At 37.0% G+C, this 21,042-nt stretch carries 13 protein-coding genes and 1 riboswitch; of the genes, 2 read left to right on the forward strand and 11 right to left on the reverse strand.

From position 1 onward, the window contains the following. The first annotated feature begins 196 nt into the window (after window positions 1-196). Window positions 197-598, forward strand: a complete 402-nt coding sequence (locus tag ACHUFV_RS13375; RefSeq protein ID WP_394234888.1) for a C40 family peptidase — start codon at window positions 197-199, stop codon at window positions 596-598. Between the two features lie 271 nt (window positions 599-869). Here ACHUFV_RS13375 and ACHUFV_RS13380 read toward each other — a convergent pair whose 3' ends face one another. After that, on the reverse strand, window positions 870-1,217 hold the full coding sequence (locus ACHUFV_RS13380) for a YjgN family protein (RefSeq protein WP_394234890.1): 348 nt from the start codon (window positions 1,215-1,217) through the stop codon (window positions 870-872). Between the two features lie 313 nt (window positions 1,218-1,530). On the opposite strand from ACHUFV_RS13380, the gene ACHUFV_RS13385 reads away from it, so the two are divergent. Further along, window positions 1,531-1,866 carry a hypothetical protein gene (locus ACHUFV_RS13385; RefSeq protein WP_394234892.1) on the forward strand — a complete coding sequence of 112 codons (336 nt, stop codon included), beginning with the start codon at window positions 1,531-1,533 and terminating at the stop codon, window positions 1,864-1,866. A 58-nt stretch (window positions 1,867-1,924) separates the two neighbouring features. Here ACHUFV_RS13385 and ACHUFV_RS13390 read toward each other — a convergent pair whose 3' ends face one another. The 10 genes from ACHUFV_RS13390 to ACHUFV_RS13435 form a co-directional block, all read right to left on the reverse strand. Beyond that, window positions 1,925-2,584, reverse strand: a complete 660-nt coding sequence (locus tag ACHUFV_RS13390; RefSeq protein ID WP_394234893.1) for an AraC family transcriptional regulator — start codon at window positions 2,582-2,584, stop codon at window positions 1,925-1,927. A gap of 42 nt (window positions 2,585-2,626) precedes the next feature. Then, entirely contained in the window at window positions 2,627-4,795 is a 2,169-nt protein-coding gene (locus ACHUFV_RS13395) for a sensor domain-containing protein (protein ID WP_394234895.1), read from the reverse strand. A gap of 15 nt (window positions 4,796-4,810) precedes the next feature. After that, window positions 4,811-5,011, reverse strand: coding sequence for a globin family protein (locus ACHUFV_RS13400; protein ID WP_394234897.1), 201 nt, complete (start codon window positions 5,009-5,011; stop codon window positions 4,811-4,813). Window positions 5,012-5,645: 634 nt separating this feature from the next. Next, entirely contained in the window at window positions 5,646-6,086 is a 441-nt protein-coding gene (locus ACHUFV_RS13405) for a CoxG family protein (RefSeq protein WP_394234899.1), read from the reverse strand. 140 nt (window positions 6,087-6,226) lie between these two features. Then, a complete protein-coding gene (locus ACHUFV_RS13410) occupies window positions 6,227-7,801 on the reverse strand; it encodes a histidine kinase N-terminal 7TM domain-containing diguanylate cyclase (RefSeq protein ID WP_394234900.1) in 1,575 nt (524 codons plus the stop codon). Window positions 7,802-8,382: 581 nt separating this feature from the next. Beyond that, the gene (locus ACHUFV_RS13415; protein WP_394234902.1) at window positions 8,383-12,267 is read right to left on the reverse strand and encodes a PAS domain S-box protein; all 3,885 of its coding nucleotides are present in this window, start codon (window positions 12,265-12,267) and stop codon (window positions 8,383-8,385) included. Between the two features lie 88 nt (window positions 12,268-12,355). Next, window positions 12,356-12,447: riboswitch (cyclic di-GMP riboswitch) on the reverse strand. 409 nt (window positions 12,448-12,856) lie between these two features. Continuing rightward, entirely contained in the window at window positions 12,857-14,611 is a 1,755-nt protein-coding gene (locus ACHUFV_RS13420; RefSeq protein WP_394234904.1) for a methyl-accepting chemotaxis protein, read from the reverse strand. Between the two features lie 560 nt (window positions 14,612-15,171). Next, the gene (locus ACHUFV_RS13425) at window positions 15,172-16,839 is read right to left on the reverse strand and encodes an SWIM zinc finger family protein (RefSeq protein ID WP_394234906.1); all 1,668 of its coding nucleotides are present in this window, start codon (window positions 16,837-16,839) and stop codon (window positions 15,172-15,174) included. 39 nt (window positions 16,840-16,878) lie between these two features. Further along, on the reverse strand, window positions 16,879-17,082 hold the full coding sequence (locus ACHUFV_RS13430) for a DUF6429 family protein (protein ID WP_463515999.1): 204 nt from the start codon (window positions 17,080-17,082) through the stop codon (window positions 16,879-16,881). Window positions 17,083-17,458: 376 nt separating this feature from the next. Then, the gene (locus tag ACHUFV_RS13435; protein WP_394234910.1) at window positions 17,459-20,890 is read right to left on the reverse strand and encodes a flagellin N-terminal helical domain-containing protein; all 3,432 of its coding nucleotides are present in this window, start codon (window positions 20,888-20,890) and stop codon (window positions 17,459-17,461) included. Window positions 20,891-21,042: the final 152 nt, after the last annotated feature.

Consider the following 21,042-nt stretch of genomic DNA (forward strand, 5'->3'; position numbering starts at 1 on the left):
AGAAGTATCTAAATAAGGGTTATTATTTAATGTAATAAAACTATTTTAGAATAACTTTGTAATAGAATCGTAATTTTGCTGTGATTCCATTGTTATACCCTTCTAGTATAGTGAAACTACCAGATCATACTAGGAGGTAACAGTTATGCTAAAGAAATTCATAATAGCACTTATCATCTTAGTTTCTTGTAGTTCCGTGTTTGCTAACAAGGGTGATGTAGCTGAGGCAGCATATTATAATACAAAAGCAGTTTCAGTTGCAAAGGCTAATCTTGGGGTACCTTATCAATGGGGTGGGATATCACCAAGTGGTTTTGATTGTTCAGGTCTTATTAAGTATTCCTATGCAAAAGCTGGAATTACACTAAACCGAACTGCCGCCCAAATGTTCTATGGAAACGGTTATCGTATTTATAATTATATACAACCCGGTGATTTAATGTTTTATGCTCCAACCAAGGCAAGTAGCCCAACTCATGTTGCGATGTATATCGGAAACGGTCAAATGATTATGGCATCTTCATCAAAAGGAGTCATGATTACAAGTACAAACAACCCTTATTGGCATCCAAGATATGTTGGAACCAAACGCATTTAAAGACCATACATGTATGGTCTTTTTTTTCATAAACAATCTTTATTAAAACTCGAAAAGTAATGGAGCCTACTAACATGACGTACTGTTAAGATCGTGTTCCATTACTTATTGTTTTGTTTAACGCTAAAAAGCAAGCGAATAAGTTTTTTATATTTAATTATTTATATTTACTTATATGTAACCCCTATGTCGCCATTTGTAAAACAAGATGTTTCGTGGCGTCACAGCGAACGTGTACTATGAACCATTAAATGTATTTAGTATGTTATATTTAATCTTCAAAAATTGTATGTTTAATCTTCCATTTCTCCATCTTAATAAAAACCCAGAAACCATAAATTCCTAAAGTAATAATAGTATGCAGCCACCACTTAATCCAATTCCCAAACAGACCTATTGCCGATCCAGTAAATTTCAGTCGCCTTCCATTTATTACTGTAAGCCTTGTTTTCCAACCTATAATCATTGTAATTGACCATGGATAGCAGATACCTAACGTGAACACTGTAACAACAAATCCCAGAATGGACCAACCAATAAACTGAAGTAGTCCACCATCAAAGTAAGACTTCATTTCTACACGATTAGCTGTGTTGTGATTGTTGCCTACTTCTTTCATTTCTTATTCCTCCTTTAAAGTTATTTCCAACACCTTCCAAATATATTACACCATGATAATAGTCCTATTATTATCATTCCCCAAACCATCAAAAATTTTAAAACATCCTTATAAATAATAGAAATATGCTTTCTGCACATGCGAACACATCAGCCCACTCGAAGGTATTTTAAAGTGTTTACCCAGTTAAATGTAAGACATAAGAAATAACTAAAAGCAACCACAATGGTTTAGGTCGTTGAAGAAGGAAAATGAAAACATATAGCAAAATAAAGGTAGTAATAAATAATCCATTTGAAATGAGGGGGATTAGTTGTTTAGAAGATACACGCCAAAAATAGATGGTATAAACTTCGTGGCCGAGTTAAGAAAAGTATCCATCGGAAATGTGGATCAATGGCTGCTTATTAGAGGAGAAAATCGAAACAATGCTGTATTGTTCATGTTGCATGGAGGACCAAGCGCAGCACAAATTGGTTTTAACAGAGAATACCAGAACGATTTAGAAAAACATTATAGTTTTTCATCCAAAAAGGGCGCTGCGGCCCCTTTCCGCTTACAGTTCAAATTCTCCACAATTCATATGAAAAACTGCTTCTATTTATGGTATGGTCCAACGCGTTACATGTATAGTGGCAGTTTTTTATAGGTTCTTCGTTCGAATTAGCATTTAGAATAGTAATTAAAAAATACCCTGTGAAAAAATGTCATCCTTCACGAGACGACCTAATCATCTCGAGATATTGCACATCACCAAGCCCATAATGTTGAAATTCCACAATTAATTTTGTTACTAACTCTTCTTCTGATACATCTTGGTATTTTGTAATAAAACGCATAAGATCACTATCTTTATCAAGATAATTCAAATATAATTCAATTCCCCTTTTTAAAGGGTTAGGAAAAATATGTTTAGGAAGAGTTTTATTAACCAGAACCTGATTGTACATTTCAGCATATCCTTCGACCTTTAATGAAAAGCTTTCCTTACGTTCAAACTTTTCTCCGATTATATGAAGATCGATAGCCCCCTTATAATCATTCTGGTCCAACCAGGCAAGAATGGTGAGAATGTTGATTTGACAAAACATATCCTCATCAAACCATAATGTTAGATGACTGAAATTTTTTCTAAAAAGGCGCTGTAATGGTTTGAGCGTGATCTCACTATACTGTTCAGTTGTAACGTGATGAACGTTTGCTCGAATTTGAATAAAGTTATGTGAAAATATATTGCTACAGGTTTCTCCATAGCACATGGCTTCGTTAAAAGGAATCATACATTCGCCGTCAAGGAAGTGTGTTGTTTTATAAAAATTATACAGTGCTTGACCATTTAGTAGATGTAACACTCTTTTTTGCGGCATCATGATAACTCCTTTTAACAGATTGATTTTTTTAGCAAGAGTTTAGTGGTGATAGAACACACCATTTTCAATCATTTTCTCAAAGTCATGTCTGCTTAAAGGACGACTTAAATAGTACCCTTGGATTTGGTCACAGCCAAGTTGTTTTAAGCATTCAAGAATCTCTTTGTCTTCTACACCCTCTGCTATCACCTTCAGGTTTAATTCCTTAGCTAACGTAATAATCGCTTTCACAATAGCCATATCTTCTTTTCTGCTAAACATTTCCCTTACATAGGATTGGTCCAGCTTTAAATAATCAAACGGAAAGCTTTTTAAATAATTTAAGGAAGAGTATCCCGTCCCAAAATCATCAATGGAGACAACAACCCCAATGTCTCTTAGCTTCATCACATTCTTTATACATTCTTCTGTATTTTCTATCACAGTGGTTTCAGTAATTTCCAGTTCTAATAGCTCTGGCTTCATCCCTGTTTCCTCTAACACCTTTTTAACCATCTTTGTAAAATCAGGATGACTAAATTGAATCGGCGATATATTTACACTTACTCTCATCGGCTCAAGCGTTTTCGATTCAGCCCACATTTGATTTTGGATACATGCATGTTTCAATACCCATTTATCAATTTGCCAAATCACACCTGTTTCTTCTGCTATTGGAATAAACGTATTGGGAGGTACATTCCCTAAAATTGGGTGATGCCAGCGTAGCAAGGCTTCCATACTATTGATTTTATTTGCTTTTAAATCTAATTTTGGCTGAAAATAAAGTTCAAATTCATCATTTTCAACTGCTGTTTGCAGGTATGCTTCAATCTGAAGATATTTCTGTTTTGCTTGATTCATGTCTTGATCATATATTTTATACGAGTTTCGCCTTTGCTTCTTTGCTGAATACATGGCAAAATCAGCATTTTTCATCAACTGGTCGATATCGCGTCCATGAGTAGGAAACACACTAATTCCGATACTTCCTGTTGTATAAATTTCCACTGTTGGACTAAGCAGAATCTTTTCATGAAAAATAGATAAGATCTTTTCGGCGGCCATTATATATGATCCCTCATCCCGTAATTCAGGAAAAAGAATAATAAATTCATCACCGGCAAATCTGTAAACAGAATCATTTGGGCCGATCACCTGCTGCAGCCTCTTCGTGATGATCTTTAATAATTTGTCACCAAATACATGGCCAAAGGTATCATTAATAATTTTAAATTGATCCAAATCTAATAGAAGGAAGGCAAATTTCTGTTTTCTATCTATTAAGTACTGGATATCTTCTATTAATTTTCTTCGATTAGGTAAACCTGTTAATGTATCATGATAAGCTAAAAACTCTACTTCTTCTTGTGCTCGATGCAATTCTGAAATATCGTTACTGTATCCTATGAGATTGGTAATTTCCCCATTTTCATAAACAGGTGATAACGTTGTTAATATTCGTCGGTCACGAAAAGAATAATTAGATGTTACGGATTGACCTAAAAAGGCTTTTTTGTAATTTGTTTCTAGCAAACTCGCAATTTCAGGAGGAAATATTTCATTTGGCGACTTTTGAAAAATCGTTTTTGTCTCCAAACCAAGTTGGGGAGCTAATTTTCCTTCACCAAATTGATAGACAAAACGACCCGTATTATCTTTTGTCACTTTAAAAACAAAATTATGCATCGAACTGACAACTAAATTAAAGTCATTTTTAAGCGCATTCACTAATTTTTCTTCATTTTCCTTACTAACCGTGATATCAGTCCTTAAGGCAATATACATATAGGGTTCATTATTTTCATGACAAAATGGAACAATCGTGGTTTTTACCCAATAATATGTACCATCCTTTGCCTTGTTCCGTACACTACCCTCCCAGATTTCACCACTTTTAATCGTATCCCACATATTTTTGATAAACGATTTATCATGATATCCAGAATTGATAATCCGATGCGTCTTTCCAATTAATTCCTTACGGCTATACTTAGAAAGCTCACAAAATTTATCATTCACATACAAAATTTGGCCGCTTACATTTGTCATAGCAACAATGATGGATCGATCAATTGCGTATTTTAAAGTTGAAAATTCGTTGAGAGCCCGCTCAACTTCATCGATTATTTCCATTCCATGACCATCCAAGCTCCCACTTATCTTTTGGGGAATACTCTTGAGTGAGTGGATTAACTCCTTAAAATCCTGATCTTCAAAATTTAACATAGGCACGATCTCCATTTATACATAGGTTTCAATTTGTTCTTCTATTAATGGCTGCAATGCTTTAATAAGCTTCAAATCTTCCACTGTCAGGTCTATCATTTCCAGTTTTTTTATAATTAAAGGATCATGGATAGTGATTAGGACATCCATTTCTTTAGATAATTGTATCCACTTTTTTTCTTCCCTTATAGACTTACCTAGACCAAATAACCCCATATCACACCGCCTAAAGGAATAAATGCTATTCCATAATAATATCATTATAGGGTCATTTAGTACTATAAAACTATAAAATTTTTACAAATATTGTGTCTAGCAAATGATTATCTGGGTAACACAGAGGTGGGTTCTTATGCAGAATCAGGAGTTTCGGTTTGGAGGGGTTATTTGGGAGTTGACTTTAGATTAGTTGTGTAACAAGATTTTTTGGGCGTCTCAGTGGCATTCAGTTTGAAAGGTAAAAAGTGAAGAAGCATGGTAATTCGTAAAGGAATTCGCCATGCTTTTTTTTTGTTCTTTAAATATTGGTGCAGGTTTAAGAATACATTACATAAACGGAGAATTTCCGGCTAATGTATGTAATATAGGCTTGAGAAGCAGATATAAGCGGAGAAATTCCCATTAGCTGCCCCTAAATAAGCCAAAATCCATGATTTGGACAATATAAACGGAAAAACTCCTTTTATTATTAGGGAAATATAGATATTTCCCTATTTTAACGGAATTTCTCCGTTTATTTTTAAAAAAAATGAAATCAACATCTATAACTAGCAGAGGAAGTATTTGTAATGACCAATACATTACTTCGGAGAAGCATCCCCAAAATCCCTCTGCTTTCAATCCTTAAAAACTATGAGAATACCACAATTTTACGTGCAATAGATTCTGTTAAACGAGAGGCTACTTTTGGAAGCGCCCATTTAATAATTGGTGTTAACACAGCACCCGATATTCCTCCTGCATGGACATCCACCGTACAAGTCATGGCTGTTTTCCCATTAACATCCTCTGCAGTAAAGTGACCGCTTCCGGTGAAATTATCTGATAACCCTTTTAGTTCAAACTTAATGTTGGAAGGTTCATTCCATTCGGTAATATCTACCTGTGCTTGAATTGTTTTCTTAATCCCTTTTACATTACCTTCAAATGTCCAGATCGATTGCTTGTCATTTATGATTTCATGCTCTTTATAGGCCGGTACTGTCGTTGCCCATTTCTCAAGATCACTGACATAATCCCAAACTGCTTGTACATCTACTGGTATCTCTACTGTATGTATTCCTGTTGCCATATTATCCCCACTTTCACTACGTATGCATTGTAAGTTTACATTTTAAAAGATAATTATCACATAAAAAACTTAAACTTACATCATTAATTATACATAGTTTTTCTTTTTCCAATTAAAGGTTGACAGCACTCTTCGGAGCGTTACAGCGAACATTCCAATGTCCCTGTATAGACCTGCACCCGATTACGCCCCGCTTCTTTTGCAGAATATAAAGCTTTATCCGCTTTATTCAAAAGCTCATTCAGTGTCTCCTCTGTCCCTTTCGAAGCTTCAGCCACGCCAAGGCTTAGAGTCACAGAAATATTTCCCTCGGTTGTCAGGAGTGGCTGTGTTTCCAGACAGCTCCGAATCCGATTAGCTAACGCTTCACCCTCTGATGCTGTATATCCCTGCAGTGCAAGTACAAACTCCTCCCCGCCATATCGCGCAAAGAGTTCTCCTTCCTTTAATTGCGTTTTGCAAACATTTACGACATGCACCAGTAATTGATCCCCTAGAGAATGGCCATAGGTATCGTTCACTTTTTTAAAATAATCCACATCCATTAAAATGACGGTATACGCGGATGAAAGGTTCTTTGCCTCCGCAAATTCTTGAGTACTTTGTTGAAAAAAGGCACGACGATTATAGATTTGTGTAAGCTCATCATAATAGGCATGGCGCTCCAATTTTTCCTGGAGCCTTTTTAGCTCCGTGATATCTGTAAAAATGATTAATCGACCATTACGATTATTCTCTTGTTGCAGCTGTGTGACTCGAATCTGGTAAGTTCGCTCGGATTGATCTTCCGTCGCAAGCTTTAATTCCTGACTGTACGCTTCATCCTCTAATGTAAAAGGAAATGGGTCACCTGATAGGTCTAGCCAAGCCTTTGAGAAGTCCATGCCAACCATGGATTTATTCAATTGCGGGAACATCTGAATACTGGCTTGGTTAAACTCTATTAATCGAGAGGATGCATCCAGCACCATCACACCATCATTAATACTATTAAAAATCGCATCTTTTGCAATCGGCATGATCGTAAACATACGTGATGAGCTGATCGACCATAAATATAAGAGAGAAGAAATCCATAACACCATTGGTACTGGATCAAATCCCGGCGGCGTTAATCCAATTAAATAAATAAAGGCTGTCAGCATCGGCACCAGCTGGCCGAACAATAACGTGATTAATTGCGGGCGATACATCTTCGCTGTTTCTTTCCAATGATAGAGTACGAGGAAAAAGGCTACAAACATGCAGGCAAAGGTGAAGACTCCATGAATCATGTACCATATACCAATCTCCATATGTATGTAAGGAGTACCCAAAATCGGGTCAATCTCAAATACCCGATAATGAAAATGATGCCAATCATTTGTTGCCACCATAATCAAGCTAATACAGGGGATCGTAAGAAGCGCTAACCACGTTTTCCTAGTGACCTTCATACCCAAATACTGCATGATAAATAATAGCCCTAAAGGCGAAGAAACGGGCATACCTATGTATTGAATAATGGTCCAAAACTTAATTTCCGCAAGTGTTGTAGACATCAAGCCGAACGCAGAAGCAAAACAATAGATCGTGATAAACATCGTATAACAAATGAAAAAATAGGCTATTTTCGTATAATGATGACGCGTGAAAAAGACGTACAAACTCAAATACAAATTAAGCACACCTGATGTGCAAACAAAGGTGATATAAGCTGTTAATTCTGAATTCATGGTTGAATCCCTCTTTAGAAAAACATTTTTCAATAATGTAGCATAGAAGGAAAAAAATGAAAATGGAATGTTTTGTTAAAGAGATTGATAGTTAATGGTAGAGAAATGTTCTGCACTTAGACCTTCATAAATAACTGCACCTCCAATTGTTAATTTTTATGTCTAACAATTGGTGTGCAGTTCAATCTTCGGACTGAAGTAAGCAAAATATTATCGGATGTGTCTGAAGTCTAGGCATCTTCGGACTGAAGTAAGTAAAATATTATCGGATGTGTCTGAAGTCTAGGCATCTTCGGACAGAAGTAAGCAAATTATCCTCGGATGTGTCTGAAGTCTAGGCATCTTCGGACTGAAGTAAGCAAAATATTATCGGTTGTGTCTGAAGTCTGGATAACTTCGGACTGAAGTACGCAAATTATCCTCGGTTGTGTCTGAAGTCTGGGCATCTTCGGACAGAAGTAAGCAAATTATCCTCGGTTGTGTCCGAAGTCTAGGCATCTTCGGACTGAAGTACGCAAATTATCCTCGGTTGTGTCTGAAGTCTGGATAACTTCGGACTGAAGTAAGCAAAATAAAGAAATCTATTTACTTATTATGATGGATTTTTTAATTGGTAGAGTGACCTCTACAGTAGTTCCATGATCAACAACGCTTTCTATATTTATGATTCCACCATGTTCTTGAATGATTTTATGACTAATCATTAGGCCTAATCCAGTTCCTTTTTCTTTTGTACTGAAAAAGGGTTCTCCAATTTTTTTAATCCGTTCCTCAGGGATGCCATTTCCCTGGTCAATAAATCTGAACCTAAGGGATTCATGATTTTGCTTAGAACCCTGAATGGTAATCGATCCTCCATTTGGCATGGATTCAACTGCATTTTGGAGGATATTGATGAATACTTGTTTGATTTGATTACTGTCACAATACATCATTGGTAAATCTTCAGAAGGCTTTTGCACAATTTCTACATTTTTTAAAATAGCTTGTGATTCAAATAAGTGGATGACATCCTGTAAAAGAATCGAAGGATCGACTTCCTCTCTATGAGGGGGCTGTGGCTTGGCAAGAGATAAAAATCCCTTTACAATTTCCTCTAATCGGTCAATTTCAGACAAAATGACATTCGTATAGCTTTGATTGACAACCTCACTTTGTAATAACTGAATAAATCCCTTTATGGAGGTGAGGGGATTTCGGATTTCGTGAGCCACCCCAGCGGCTAACTCCCCTACAACAGAAAGTTTTTCTGATTTCAGTATCCTTTCCTCCGCTTTCTTTCGTTCCGAAATATCCCGAGCCACTACGATTATTTGTTCCACTTCCCCCTGTTCATCCAATATAGGTGAACCGACAGCCTCTAAGCATACCCATTCACCATTTGCATGTTTATAGCGGAATTCGGTAGAGCAAGGCGTTTTCGATAAAACCATACTCCTAAATTGGCTCTGTGTATAAGGAAGGTCTTCATGGTGTATCATTTCAAGGTTCGACTTTTCTTTATACCAATTAGAAGGATATCCTAATACTGTTTCATGGGATGGAGAGACATACTGTACAACCCCTTTTATATCAACCACCATAATTAAATCCTGCGTATTTTCTGCAATGAGACGATATTTTTCTTCGCTACGAAGAAGTGCTTCCTTTGCCTTTTTTCTTTCGGTTACATCACTGTAAATCGTCAAAATAGCAGGACTTCCATCATAATTAATCGAGGCACTCACCACTTCCACATCAATGACTTCTCCATCCCGTCGAATGAGTTTCATTTCAGTTTTCGGCAGTTCTTTCCCCTCTTCAGCTTGAGATACTCTCCATTTGGCCATCTCATAAGAAACAGGGTGAAGATAATCGTTAATAGACTTACCAACTACATCCTTTTCCTTTGCAATTTTCAAAGCGAATGGGTTCGCATAAAGAATGCGACCCTTCCGGTGAATGGCAATCCCTTTTGGAGAAAATTCAACTACTTTTTGAAACCGCTCTTCACTTTCTTTCCGTTCCGTAATATCTACACAAGAACCAATGACCTCAACAACCTGTCTACCTCTTCGGACTGGGCGCAAGGAAGCCAAATACCAGACACCATTGCTCTTCCCCTCGTAGGTAACTTTTTCTTCTCCTCCCCATGCCCTTCTGTAATACTGGAGTTTCTTATCTGCTTCTTCTTTTGGTAAAAAATCATGTAGACATTTTCCAAAAATCATTTCTGGAGAAAGTCCCAATCGATACAATAATTCCCCATCGCCTAACGTATGAATGAATTCACCATTCCGTTCAATAAATTTAATGATCATCCCTTGTTGCTGTCGAACAGTATCCCTTAATTCCTGTCGAGCCTGTTCTAGCTCTTTTTCTAACCATTTTTGTCTGCTTATCTCTTGTGGAATTCCTTCCCGCTGGACAATTTGTTCTATTTCATTAAACCCCTGAACCAATTCATTCGGAGGTAATGGTTTGCAAAATAAATAACCTTGAGCTCCATTACAGAGATTTCGTTGAAGAAATACCAATTGTTCTTTTAACTCAACGCCCTCTGCAATAACCTCGATATCTAACTGATGTGCCATTGCGATAATGGTTTTCACAATCGCTGAATCATTTTTATCTGTATGACAATGACGAATAAATGACTGATCAATTTTTAGTGTATCAATTGGGAATTCCTTTAAATAATAAAGGGAACTATATCCTGTTCCAAAATCATCCAAACTTATTTGAACACCTAGCTCTTTTAATTGCTTTAAAATTTCCAGACCACGGTTTGTATCCATCAACATACTTTCCGTAATTTCAAGGTCAAGATACTTAGGATCAAGGCCGGTATCGTCTAAAGTTTGCTTTACAACCTTTATAAAATTTGGCTGGTATAGCTGACGTACAGAAAGATTGACAGAAACAACCATTGGAGGCAAACCAGCTTCCTGCCAGTCCTTATTTTGTCTGCAAGCAGTACGTATTGCCCATTCTCCAATAGAAAGGATTACCCCCGTTTCCTCGGCAAGCGGAATAAACTCAGCTGGCGTTATAAATCCCTTTCCTGGATGCTGCCAGCGAATTAATGCTTCTACCCCATTGATTTTCCCCGTAGTTAGATTCAGCTTGGGTTGATAATAGAGCTGATATTCCCCTTGCTCCATTGCTTTTCGAAGGTCTGGCTCCAATTCTATTTTTTGATAAATAAGTTCCAATTGGCTAGAACGATAATACTGAAAAGTATTTTTTCCCTTTTGTTTTGCTTCATATAGGGCTATATCTGCATGTTTGATTAATGTATCAATATCTTTTCCATTCTCAGGATACAAGCTGATACCAATACTTGCTGTAATATAAAGTTCATATTGTTCGATATAAAAAGGAGTTGCAAAGCAATCAAGAATTTGGGACGCAATATCCGTTACTTCATTACGATCCCTATTTGATAGGAAGGCAATAAATTCATCGCCTCCATTTCTGGCCAAATGAATATGTTCAGAGAAAGATTGATTTAATCTTTCTGATACTGCTTTTAATAAGCGATCACCAATTCCATGCCCCATCGAATCATTAATGTATTTAAACCTATCTAAATCAATGAAATAAACAGCCAATTGCTGCGTATTTTTATCAGAAATAGCCGTTTTCAATCGGTTGGAAAAATGATGCCGATTATCTAACCCCGTTAATGAATCATGGTATGCCAAGTATTCAATCATTTCCTCCGCTTTTTTCCGAGCTGTAATATCAACAATTGTTCCGATTGCTGCAAGCTTACCTTGAAACATCATAGCTGCTCCAAAGTTTTCGATATGGAGAATATTTTTTTCTTTATTGATGATCCTGTATTGATAATGTGTTGTTGCCGAGGGATCCTGCACTCGCTTCATAGCATTCTCAATAATCACTGAATGGTCTTCTGGATAAACATAATCCATGACGTTCGAGCCAATAAGCTCTTCCTGACTATATCCAAAAATTCCCGAAAACCTTTGATTGACATAAACGAACTTCCCATCTTGGGTGATATAGGTTCCAACCACTGAGTTTTCTGTCAGACTCCTATACTTATCTTCTGTTTCCGTCAATCTCATCTGCGCCCTCTTAAGCTCAGTAATATCTTTTATAATTCCATATACCCCGACAATTTGATTATTAACGATAATAGGAATGTTTTTTACATTTATTGTAAAACGATCACCATTTTTACCAGTGAATGCTGAATCATAAGTTGTTGGCTCTCCACCTTTTGCTATTTCAAAGTGTTTGATCGTTTTTTCGCATTCCTCCGGATCTAGATAAGTTACAAAGGACTTTTGAAGAACTTCTTCCTTCGTATACCCATAAGCCTCTACAACCTTATTTACACTCAATATTTTCCCATCTAAGTCAGCTGTGAGTACCAAATCAGGATTATGTTGATAAAGTGAATAATAATGTTGTTGATTCATTTTTAGCTCCATTGTTTCTTTTTTCATTTTATCCATAATAATCCCCCATGCTCGAAAACATCGTCTATCTAAGTGTAAAAATCAAAAAAAGACTAAACGATACCGATTAGTCTTTAATCGTATTATCGGTAACTGGCTAGCATAATCCTTAGACCTTAGACCTTAGCCCCTATAGCTTTGCGTCTTCACCTTTCGATGAATTTGCCTTTATTATTCTGTATTCTAATCTCGATTACCAACATGTTGATTCTAACATTTCCACTATGACTATATTACTACAACTCTATCATACGATAATTTTCAAAAGTAATCGAGAAATTTTGACACTCATTTATTTACAAATGATGGATTTTTAAAGGTGGGTGAAGTCATGATTAACCTTTAGATTTAAAATGATGTACGAATAAAATTATTTATCTGATGTTACTAAAATAGATGTGCGGTTCCCGGCTCTCCACTTGGTATATGTTGTAGATGTTAGCAGTATCATTTTTTGATTGTATACAAAAAAAGGCCCTGCTTAGAATTTATCTTCACAGGGCCCTAAATAATGTTTTTTCTATCTATTCTTGTTGATAGAGGAATTATAAGAAACGCGAATACCTTCCCCGTGGTCTGTCTCAGATTAGAGCTTAAATCGGTTAATTAATTCTTTTAGTTCCTCCGCCAAGCTTGCAAGGCTGTTAGCGCTTCGGGCCACTTCTTCAATTGAGCTGCTTGTTTGTTGGCTTGATGCTGAGGTTTCTTCAACCCCTGCCGCAAATTCCTCAGCTGTTGCGGCAATTTCCTCAATAGAATTATTTATACTTTGGCTGTTTGATGCCATGTCATATAGATTCGTAGAAATGTAGCCAATACTGTTGACCATTTCGATTACCGATGTGCTGATCGTATGAAACGTTTCAGATGTCTTTGCAATTTGCGATGTTCCCAGCTCTACTTCAGAATAGCCAGCCTCTAGTGCCTTTGTTATTACATGGAAGCCATCCTGGATTTCACGAACAATTCCCGTAATATCCTTAACAGAATGGGCCGTTTGTTCTGCTAATTTCCGTACCTCTTCTGCAACAACAGAAAATCCTTTTCCTTGCTCCCCTGCCCTTGCCGCTTCAATGGCTGCATTTAATGCCAGTAAATTTGTTTGTTCGGCCACATCTTTAATCACAGTAACTAATTTCGAAATTTCCTGTGATTGATGGCTTAAATCATTTACCTTTTGAACAGAATCATTCACAATATGATCGATTTTGGCCATTTGTTTCGTTGAGTCATTCATTAACCGGCTGCCCGTCTCGGTCATTTCTAGCACCTTGTTTGACGAGTGTTGAATTTGCTCCCCATATTGATTGGCTTCCTGTACTTTTACAGAAAAGGCTGACACAGAGCTTGACGCACTACTCGAATGGTTCGCCTGTACTTCGGAGCCTGAAGCTAATTCCTGCATAATTGATGCAACCTGTTCTGAACCTGTCGCTACTTCACTGGCTGATTGCGTTAATTCTTCACTTTGACTCGCTAATAATTGGGAAGCATTGGCAATCTGTTCAATCATGTCTCTTAACTTTGACTGTAATATATTCATAGAACCAGCCAATACCCCGATCTCATCCTTTGTTTTGATGTGCAGCGGCTCACCGCCAAGATCGGCATTCGCTAGTTGATTCATCCGTTCCGTTACCGCTTTAACAGGCTTTGCCATGTTATTAGCAAACATCCAAATCACTGCAATCCCAATAACCAATGCAATACCGGCTGTTAGTAAAAGCGCATTGAGAACCACTTTAGCAGGATGGTTAAAATCAATCAAATACGTACTCGCATTCACAACCCATCCCCAGTGAGGGTCTGTCTTTGAATAGGAAATCTTTGATTCAATTCTATTTTCATCAGTTGGCAGTGGTCTATCATAGTAAACAAATCCACCGCCATCATTCCCAACTTTAATCATTTCCTGAGCATATAGTGAGCCGTTAGAATCCTTCTCGTTCCAAAAGTTTTTCCCTTCTAAGCTTGGATGAGCGATTTGTACGCCTTTTTTATCTAAAACAAACAGATAGCCATTTTCACCGAGTTCAATATGATTGTTGACCTCGCGGGTGCCATCCGCCTTTTTCTCCCCTAAAATAGAGATTTTCACCTTTTCCTGTGCTTGCTCTAAGGTTATATTTCCTTTTTCAACCTCTTTATTTAAAGAATCAATCATTTCAATAGTCATTTCTACACTATTTTTTAAATTTGTCTTTCCTAGTTGATCTAAACTATTTGTACTGATCTGGTAGCTTATGATGCTGGCTGCAAGTAAAGGAACGGTTAATAGAAAAATAGAGATTAAAATTAACTTTGACTTAATGGACGAGACAGATAGTGGACGCTTCTTCATAATATAGATTCCTTTCATTCATAAGATTTTTATCAATTTATTTAATCCTTTGTGAAAACAAAAGAATAGTTAGGATGGTTTCTCTACTAAAGAGCAAGACTATCCTTTTTCCCGTCGTTTTCTATTCGTTGCGGTACTTTATACCTACTTTGTTCAAATATATTTCATTACCTTTCGAATTACAACTATTTTTTCAAAATAATTTATAAAATTTAATATTTTCGTATAATTTGCTCCCATAAAAAAATCAAGCCCAATATGTCTGTGGCATTGCTTATGCACATATCCTTCTAAACACAAAAAAAGCGCATTTCTTTTTTTCAGAAATGCGCTTTTGTAAAATAGTGAACCTGGTTATTTAAAGATGGGAATAGTATATTTACTAATCTAATAGCATCATTTTGGCAAAACGGCTCATACAATAGATACTTTATATCAGTGTTAGCTACATTTTCAAATCATGGACACTTTATGAGTGATTAAAAACGAATAGAAAAGGCCCTGCGGAGAAATTTCCCTACAGAGCCTCTAATGATCTTAAAAATTGAACATTAAACCTACTATTTTACTTGTCCCAATTCATCTACAAAAGCCGGCCTTTTCTTATATAGATCTATTAGTTCGTCTATCAATTCGATTTGTTTTGGCTTTCCCGCGAACTTTCTATACTTCGTTATTTTGCGACATACTCCTTGATATTCTCTCCGATTGGATGAAGCACTCGCAGCAGAATAGAGATAATTCTTATAGACTTCTATCACTTCTTCTTTAAATGTATGGAATAACTTCTCGGCATAATTTTCTATGTAGCTGGGATTATTTCGAACAAACTCCAATAGTTCTTCAAGATCATTTTCTTCCTCAATCAGCTTAAGGTATACCTGATTCGTGTACCATCCTTTCGCTGTTTTCAGTTCACTTTTTAAATTTCTATAGAAGGAATCTTGATTTTCTGCTGCTAATTCTTTTAAATCCCTATAATATTCAAAGTCTCCATTGAACAAAAGTTCCTTTGCTAAGATTTGCTGTTCTTCTTTTAAGGAAAGAAATTTATAAGCTGTGTACCTAAATTTTTTCCACTGTGATACTAATCCTGGGTATTGTTGATCCTGCATCTCTCCTTCTTTCGCCACTTCAATTACTTTGTGGTACTTCTTCTCCTGAAGGTATTGATCTAGTAATTGCTCTCGGAAGGACGAAAATTGAAGATGCTCGTGAATAAATCTCTCTGCTTCTTCATGGGTACCATATTGCTCAGTGAGCTGAAACAATAGCTGGAGTATACTTTCATTGCTATATTGTGTGTACCTCTCGCTTGATTTGTGATCAAGCATGGATTCCAGTTTCAATCTCAGCTGCTCCCTATGGATTTCATCATCAGCAAATTCCAAAAGAATGGTTAATAAATCAATCTTGAAATCTTCCCACCCCTCAAACATATCATGATCCGTCTGGGCTACTAGTTTCTCAAATATCTCTGCTCTTTGGTCCATACCATTTTGACTTGTGGCAATTTCCTCTATCATTTCTAGTGTTTCCTTCACAAGAAAACCGATGTCCCCGTTGGAATCATCTGCGTATTGGAACGCACCGATTGCTTCCTCAAGCAATAACATAACGATATCCAGTGCCACTAGCGAATCTTCTGTACTTCTTGCCTTATCTAATACACCCTCCATTTCGCTTACAAAAGCACCCGCATTTCGATAGTTAATAAACCCTTCCCTGCCTGCATACTTCCGTACGATTGACTGAATGAGCTCCTGACAGCCCCCAAGCTCCTGTTGCTGATTACCAGTTGAGTATCTAACGATGAGACTCTTTTCTAATGTAGCATCATCATTTGCGAAATCTATAATAATATCGATCAATTCTTCTTTTGAAAGATTACTTAAAACCTCTTGAATTGTTGCTCGCTTGCGGGGCTTGTTCGTTAAATGGTTCGTTGTAGCTTTATTGTTAATCATTTGAACTAATTGATAATAGGCCGCAACCTCGTGCTTACATACAGGTCCAAAATCATAGGGACAATCACATTCGGAATATAGAATCTCTCCGTTATCCCCTAGCTCAACTAGTACTTCGTAGTCATCGCTGCCCTCAATATGAAAAATATATTCGTTTTCGGATTGTTCATAGGCTTCTAAGACATTTCCTTCGATGTAATAGTTGTATCCTCTGTCTACTATCGTTCTATCTATAATTTTTTTAAAATTATTAAGGTTCATTTCCAGCCCCGCCTATTCCAGATATGTGAACTTACATTTTTACTCATTGCTCTTATTTTTTCTTAGCAACGCTTCAGCCTCTTTAATCCCGGACTCTGTTAAATAAACCGACTTAGATCTGTTACTCCCTCGAATTAAATCCGCATCCGTTAATTCATCCAGAACCTCAAACGGATATCCCTTCCAGCTTCGTCTCATTTCTGCGGGAAGGTCAGTTTCTTTCCATGATGTTAGGTATAACAATACCAGCGTAAGTCTTTAATTTGTTTTTCCATGATTATTAGCGTTTTATTTTAGCTTATTAGAAAAAATAGTTATTTACAAGATTGTGTAGATATCATTAGCTCTGATTGTCCTCGCGTCCAATAATAATTGGAAAATATAATATATGGCTCTAGCCTACCCCGCAATTGTTCGAGACAACTAAAAAAGTAACCCCAGAAATTTCCTGAGGTTTATAAAATATATTCTTTGAACTTAAAATTGTGAAACAAGATTATTCGATGGATGCCTGGAAACAAGCTAGCCATATATTGAAATTATGGATTAATTTTTAAGTACTAAGATGTAAGTATTTTCCTACAGTAAAAAAAGAAGCAAGAGAACCGTCCCTCTGCTTCTACTTCAGTAATTCTATGATTCGTTCGTGGGATTGTTTTAGTTGGGATGTTAGTGCTTGCTGAGTTTGGGCTAGCAGTTGGTCTTTCATTAGATTCATTGATTCTTTGGCCATATCGGTATCTGCGATTCGGCTCAAGGAGGCGATTGTGTTTTCTTCCATTACGGATAAGTTTGATGCAATATGGTCTAATGTGTTTTCCATTGCACCCATTTTTCCTAGTTCACCTAAGACAAAATTAAAAGCATGATCAATCACTTCCAGACCTTTCGCTGCATCCTCATATGTGCGAACACAAATGATATCCGTATCTCTTAGCATATTGTCAAAAGATGATATTTCTAGGTTTAGTGTTTGTCCCGCATTTGCACCGACTTGAAAGGTGAAATCATTTGCTTGATAGCCCGTGTTTTGTCTGGCACGATAATCTACTGATAAAGTGTTTTTTCCAAGTTGCGCTGTTATTTTATCATGCTTTAGTACGATTTTGTTATCTTGTAATAGGTATTGATCTGTTGTTAACTTAGAACCATTCAACGTAACAGATAAACTTGTTGGGTCAATTTCTGCTTTTATCAAGCTATCGTCCGTTTCGTGATCGCAATAATTCTTTGAATCATTATAAAACCCACTGTCGTTTAATGCTATTTCAATAGACTCCAAATATTGTACCGATAAATTGATACTTGACATATCCTTTGTTACATCAGGACGAGCATCACCGACAATTTCAACCTGACCATTACGGAATACATAGCCCCCATTTGTATCATCGGCTTCCTGTATCTCCAGTCCGTTCATTATCACCTTATATATTGAAGAACCTTGGTCTACACTCAATTTCAAATCATTCGCAGAAATAGAATAGACGTAAAAATCCCCTGCATTATCATTTTTCGTCGGTCGGAAGGACCCATGTAGTGACAGCTGGTTTGTATCCCGATTAATGGTAAAACCATCTGTTTCATTATAAGGAACCTCTTCCCCATTTTTATATACCCTGATGGCACGTGGTACAGATTGATCCATTACACCATAGTCCAATGTTGTCGTTGAAAGGTTAAAATCATATGTATCATTCCCGGCCACAACCTTTGGATTTTCATAGACATAGTCCACCTTAACATCAAATGTTGAGGAAGTCCCAGCTTTAGGGCGAGCATTACCATATAATTCAATCCGATTCGTGGCCTGATTATAAATATACCCATTTGTTTTTGTCGGATCATAACTAACTTCTGCTCCATCAACCTTAACCATGAAGGTGGACGGGCCCGTTTCCCCATAGGTCTCAGCAGGGTACGTTAAGGGAATTTCAACAACTCCGTCAAAATGATTGGTATCACCTGTTGGAACGACCATCTGAATTGAATACGTATCATTTACGTCTGGACGACTTGTTCCATACAATTCGATTGTATTTGTTGTTGAATTATATTGAAAACCATCTACATCGGAATAGGCAATTTCCTCCGTTCCATTCCTTAGAACTCGGATGGAGCCGTCTGCACTTCCCAAATTGTAAACCTCCGGATATTGATTTAACTTGATTCCAAAAACATTTCCGGAAGTTGATGTGTCATCATAATAATATTCGAACCGCACTTTTTGGTTTGTCAGTACATCGGGCCTTGCATCGCCATAAAGATTTATGTACCCGCTTTCAAACGTATATCCATTAGACCTCGTTTCATCATAGGCGATTTCTTTTTCTCCGACAAAAACACGTAAAGAACGATAGGTGTCCAAATCAGGATCTTTCAGGTTATATGTATCGATATGACTGCTCAAGGGAATATGTAATATTCCATTTTGTTCGTCCCAATCATTAAAAAAACTAATTTGGACCGATTCATCATGTTTAGGTCGAAGAGTCCCATAAAATTCTATAATTCCCTTATCATCATCCACAAAAACACCATTTGTTCCTTCGATATCAGCAGGCCTTTCAGAGAGCAGCTGATCATTTCCTACAATTGTATCGCCGACACGAATTTTTAATGAATGTGGACCATTCCCATCATGCATATTGTATATTTCCGCATCGGATGAGATTGGAGTCGTAAAGATGCCATTTCCTTGGTCATTTGATACATAAGAAAAAGAATAATAATCCTGTGCATAATCCTCAGGCTCATTCCCAATAATCGCTTCTCCGTAAAAAGAAATCGTATTACCTGAAACCGTATAATAGCCGTCATCCGGAGTTATGCCAGTGCCATCCCAATAAGTCAATTCCCTTGCCCCATTATCATTCTCCTTCTGAATAATGAGTGAGGCATTAGGCGTATTCATTCTGTACAAATTGGGTGGCATTGGCAATGTTATAGTGTTGTTTATTGGCGGCAAATTGAGTGTATCTGAGGTAGGAATGATACTTTCCGGACCACCAACCACCGTTTGACTCACGAGATTCACATCAACCTTTTGGAGATTTCCTTTATTATCGGAATAGACAAAAGATGTTCCTCCATCCTCATCAACAATGGGTGAAAAGCTATAACCGTTGCTACCATCATTGGCATTATACTGAAAATTGTCAACTTCAATCCAGATTCCTGATGCGGAGGAATACTTTTGCAAATAGAGAGTGGAACCAGAATCAGAAAGCCTCATTTGATTATCCTTACTTACTTTTTGGGTAACACCAATGGCATCTTCGTTTTTAACAGGTGCAGCACTTCCATCAATCGGAACTACATATTTTCCACCATCACGGCTGGACATAAAAACAATGGATGTACCGTCAGTTGTCCACTGAGGTTGATAATCACTGACCGTAGTACCTGTATACCTTTTTGGAAGAAAGGAGTTACTTACGATGGAAGAAGTATATTCATAACTCTTCACCGTTTGACTCACTGGGCTAATGACATTGTAACTGACATCATTTCTTTCTGTTTGCAAAGTTCGAGGCTGTGCTACCTCTTTTAGTTGAATATCCTTTTGCGCTGTACGATTTTCATACACATACTCACCAGGCACTGTATTGGATAAAATTTTCATCCCGTTAAATTCTGTACTTTTAACAACATCATTCAGATTCTTCTTTAGATCATCTATCTCATTTTGAATGATAAGAGTATCAGCAGATGTCAATGAACCCGATTGATCACTTAACTCGGAATACGTCCCATTCATCGATTGAACAGTTAACTCCCGAATTCTATGTAGGATATCCGTCATTTCCTGCATCGCACCGTCCGCGACCTGAACCAATGAAGTCGCGTCCTGTACATTACGGATGGCCTGATTACTGCCCCTTGATAATGCAAGCATTTTTTGACTAATGGCTAATCCTGAAGCATCATTTGCAGCTGAACGAATTCTCTGTCCTGTTGCAAGCTTTTCGATTGTTTTCTCTAGGCTTGTCTGAGTTCGTTTCATTTTATTATTTAAAATCATGTTTAGTCCGCTGCCGCTAATAATCATTGTGTCACCTTGTTTCTTTAATAAAGCATTTTTATCGATAGGATTTTATTTTTTCCGTCCATTAAAGGTTAGTATTTATATCGGCAAATATCTTTTATTTTTAATATAAATTCTTCTCTTTAATTGAGAATGAACCAACAAAAGTAAATCAG

The organism is Niallia oryzisoli (assembly GCF_043641075.1).
Lineage (GTDB): Bacteria > Bacillota > Bacilli > Bacillales > Cytobacillaceae > Bacillus_BD > Bacillus_BD oryzisoli_A.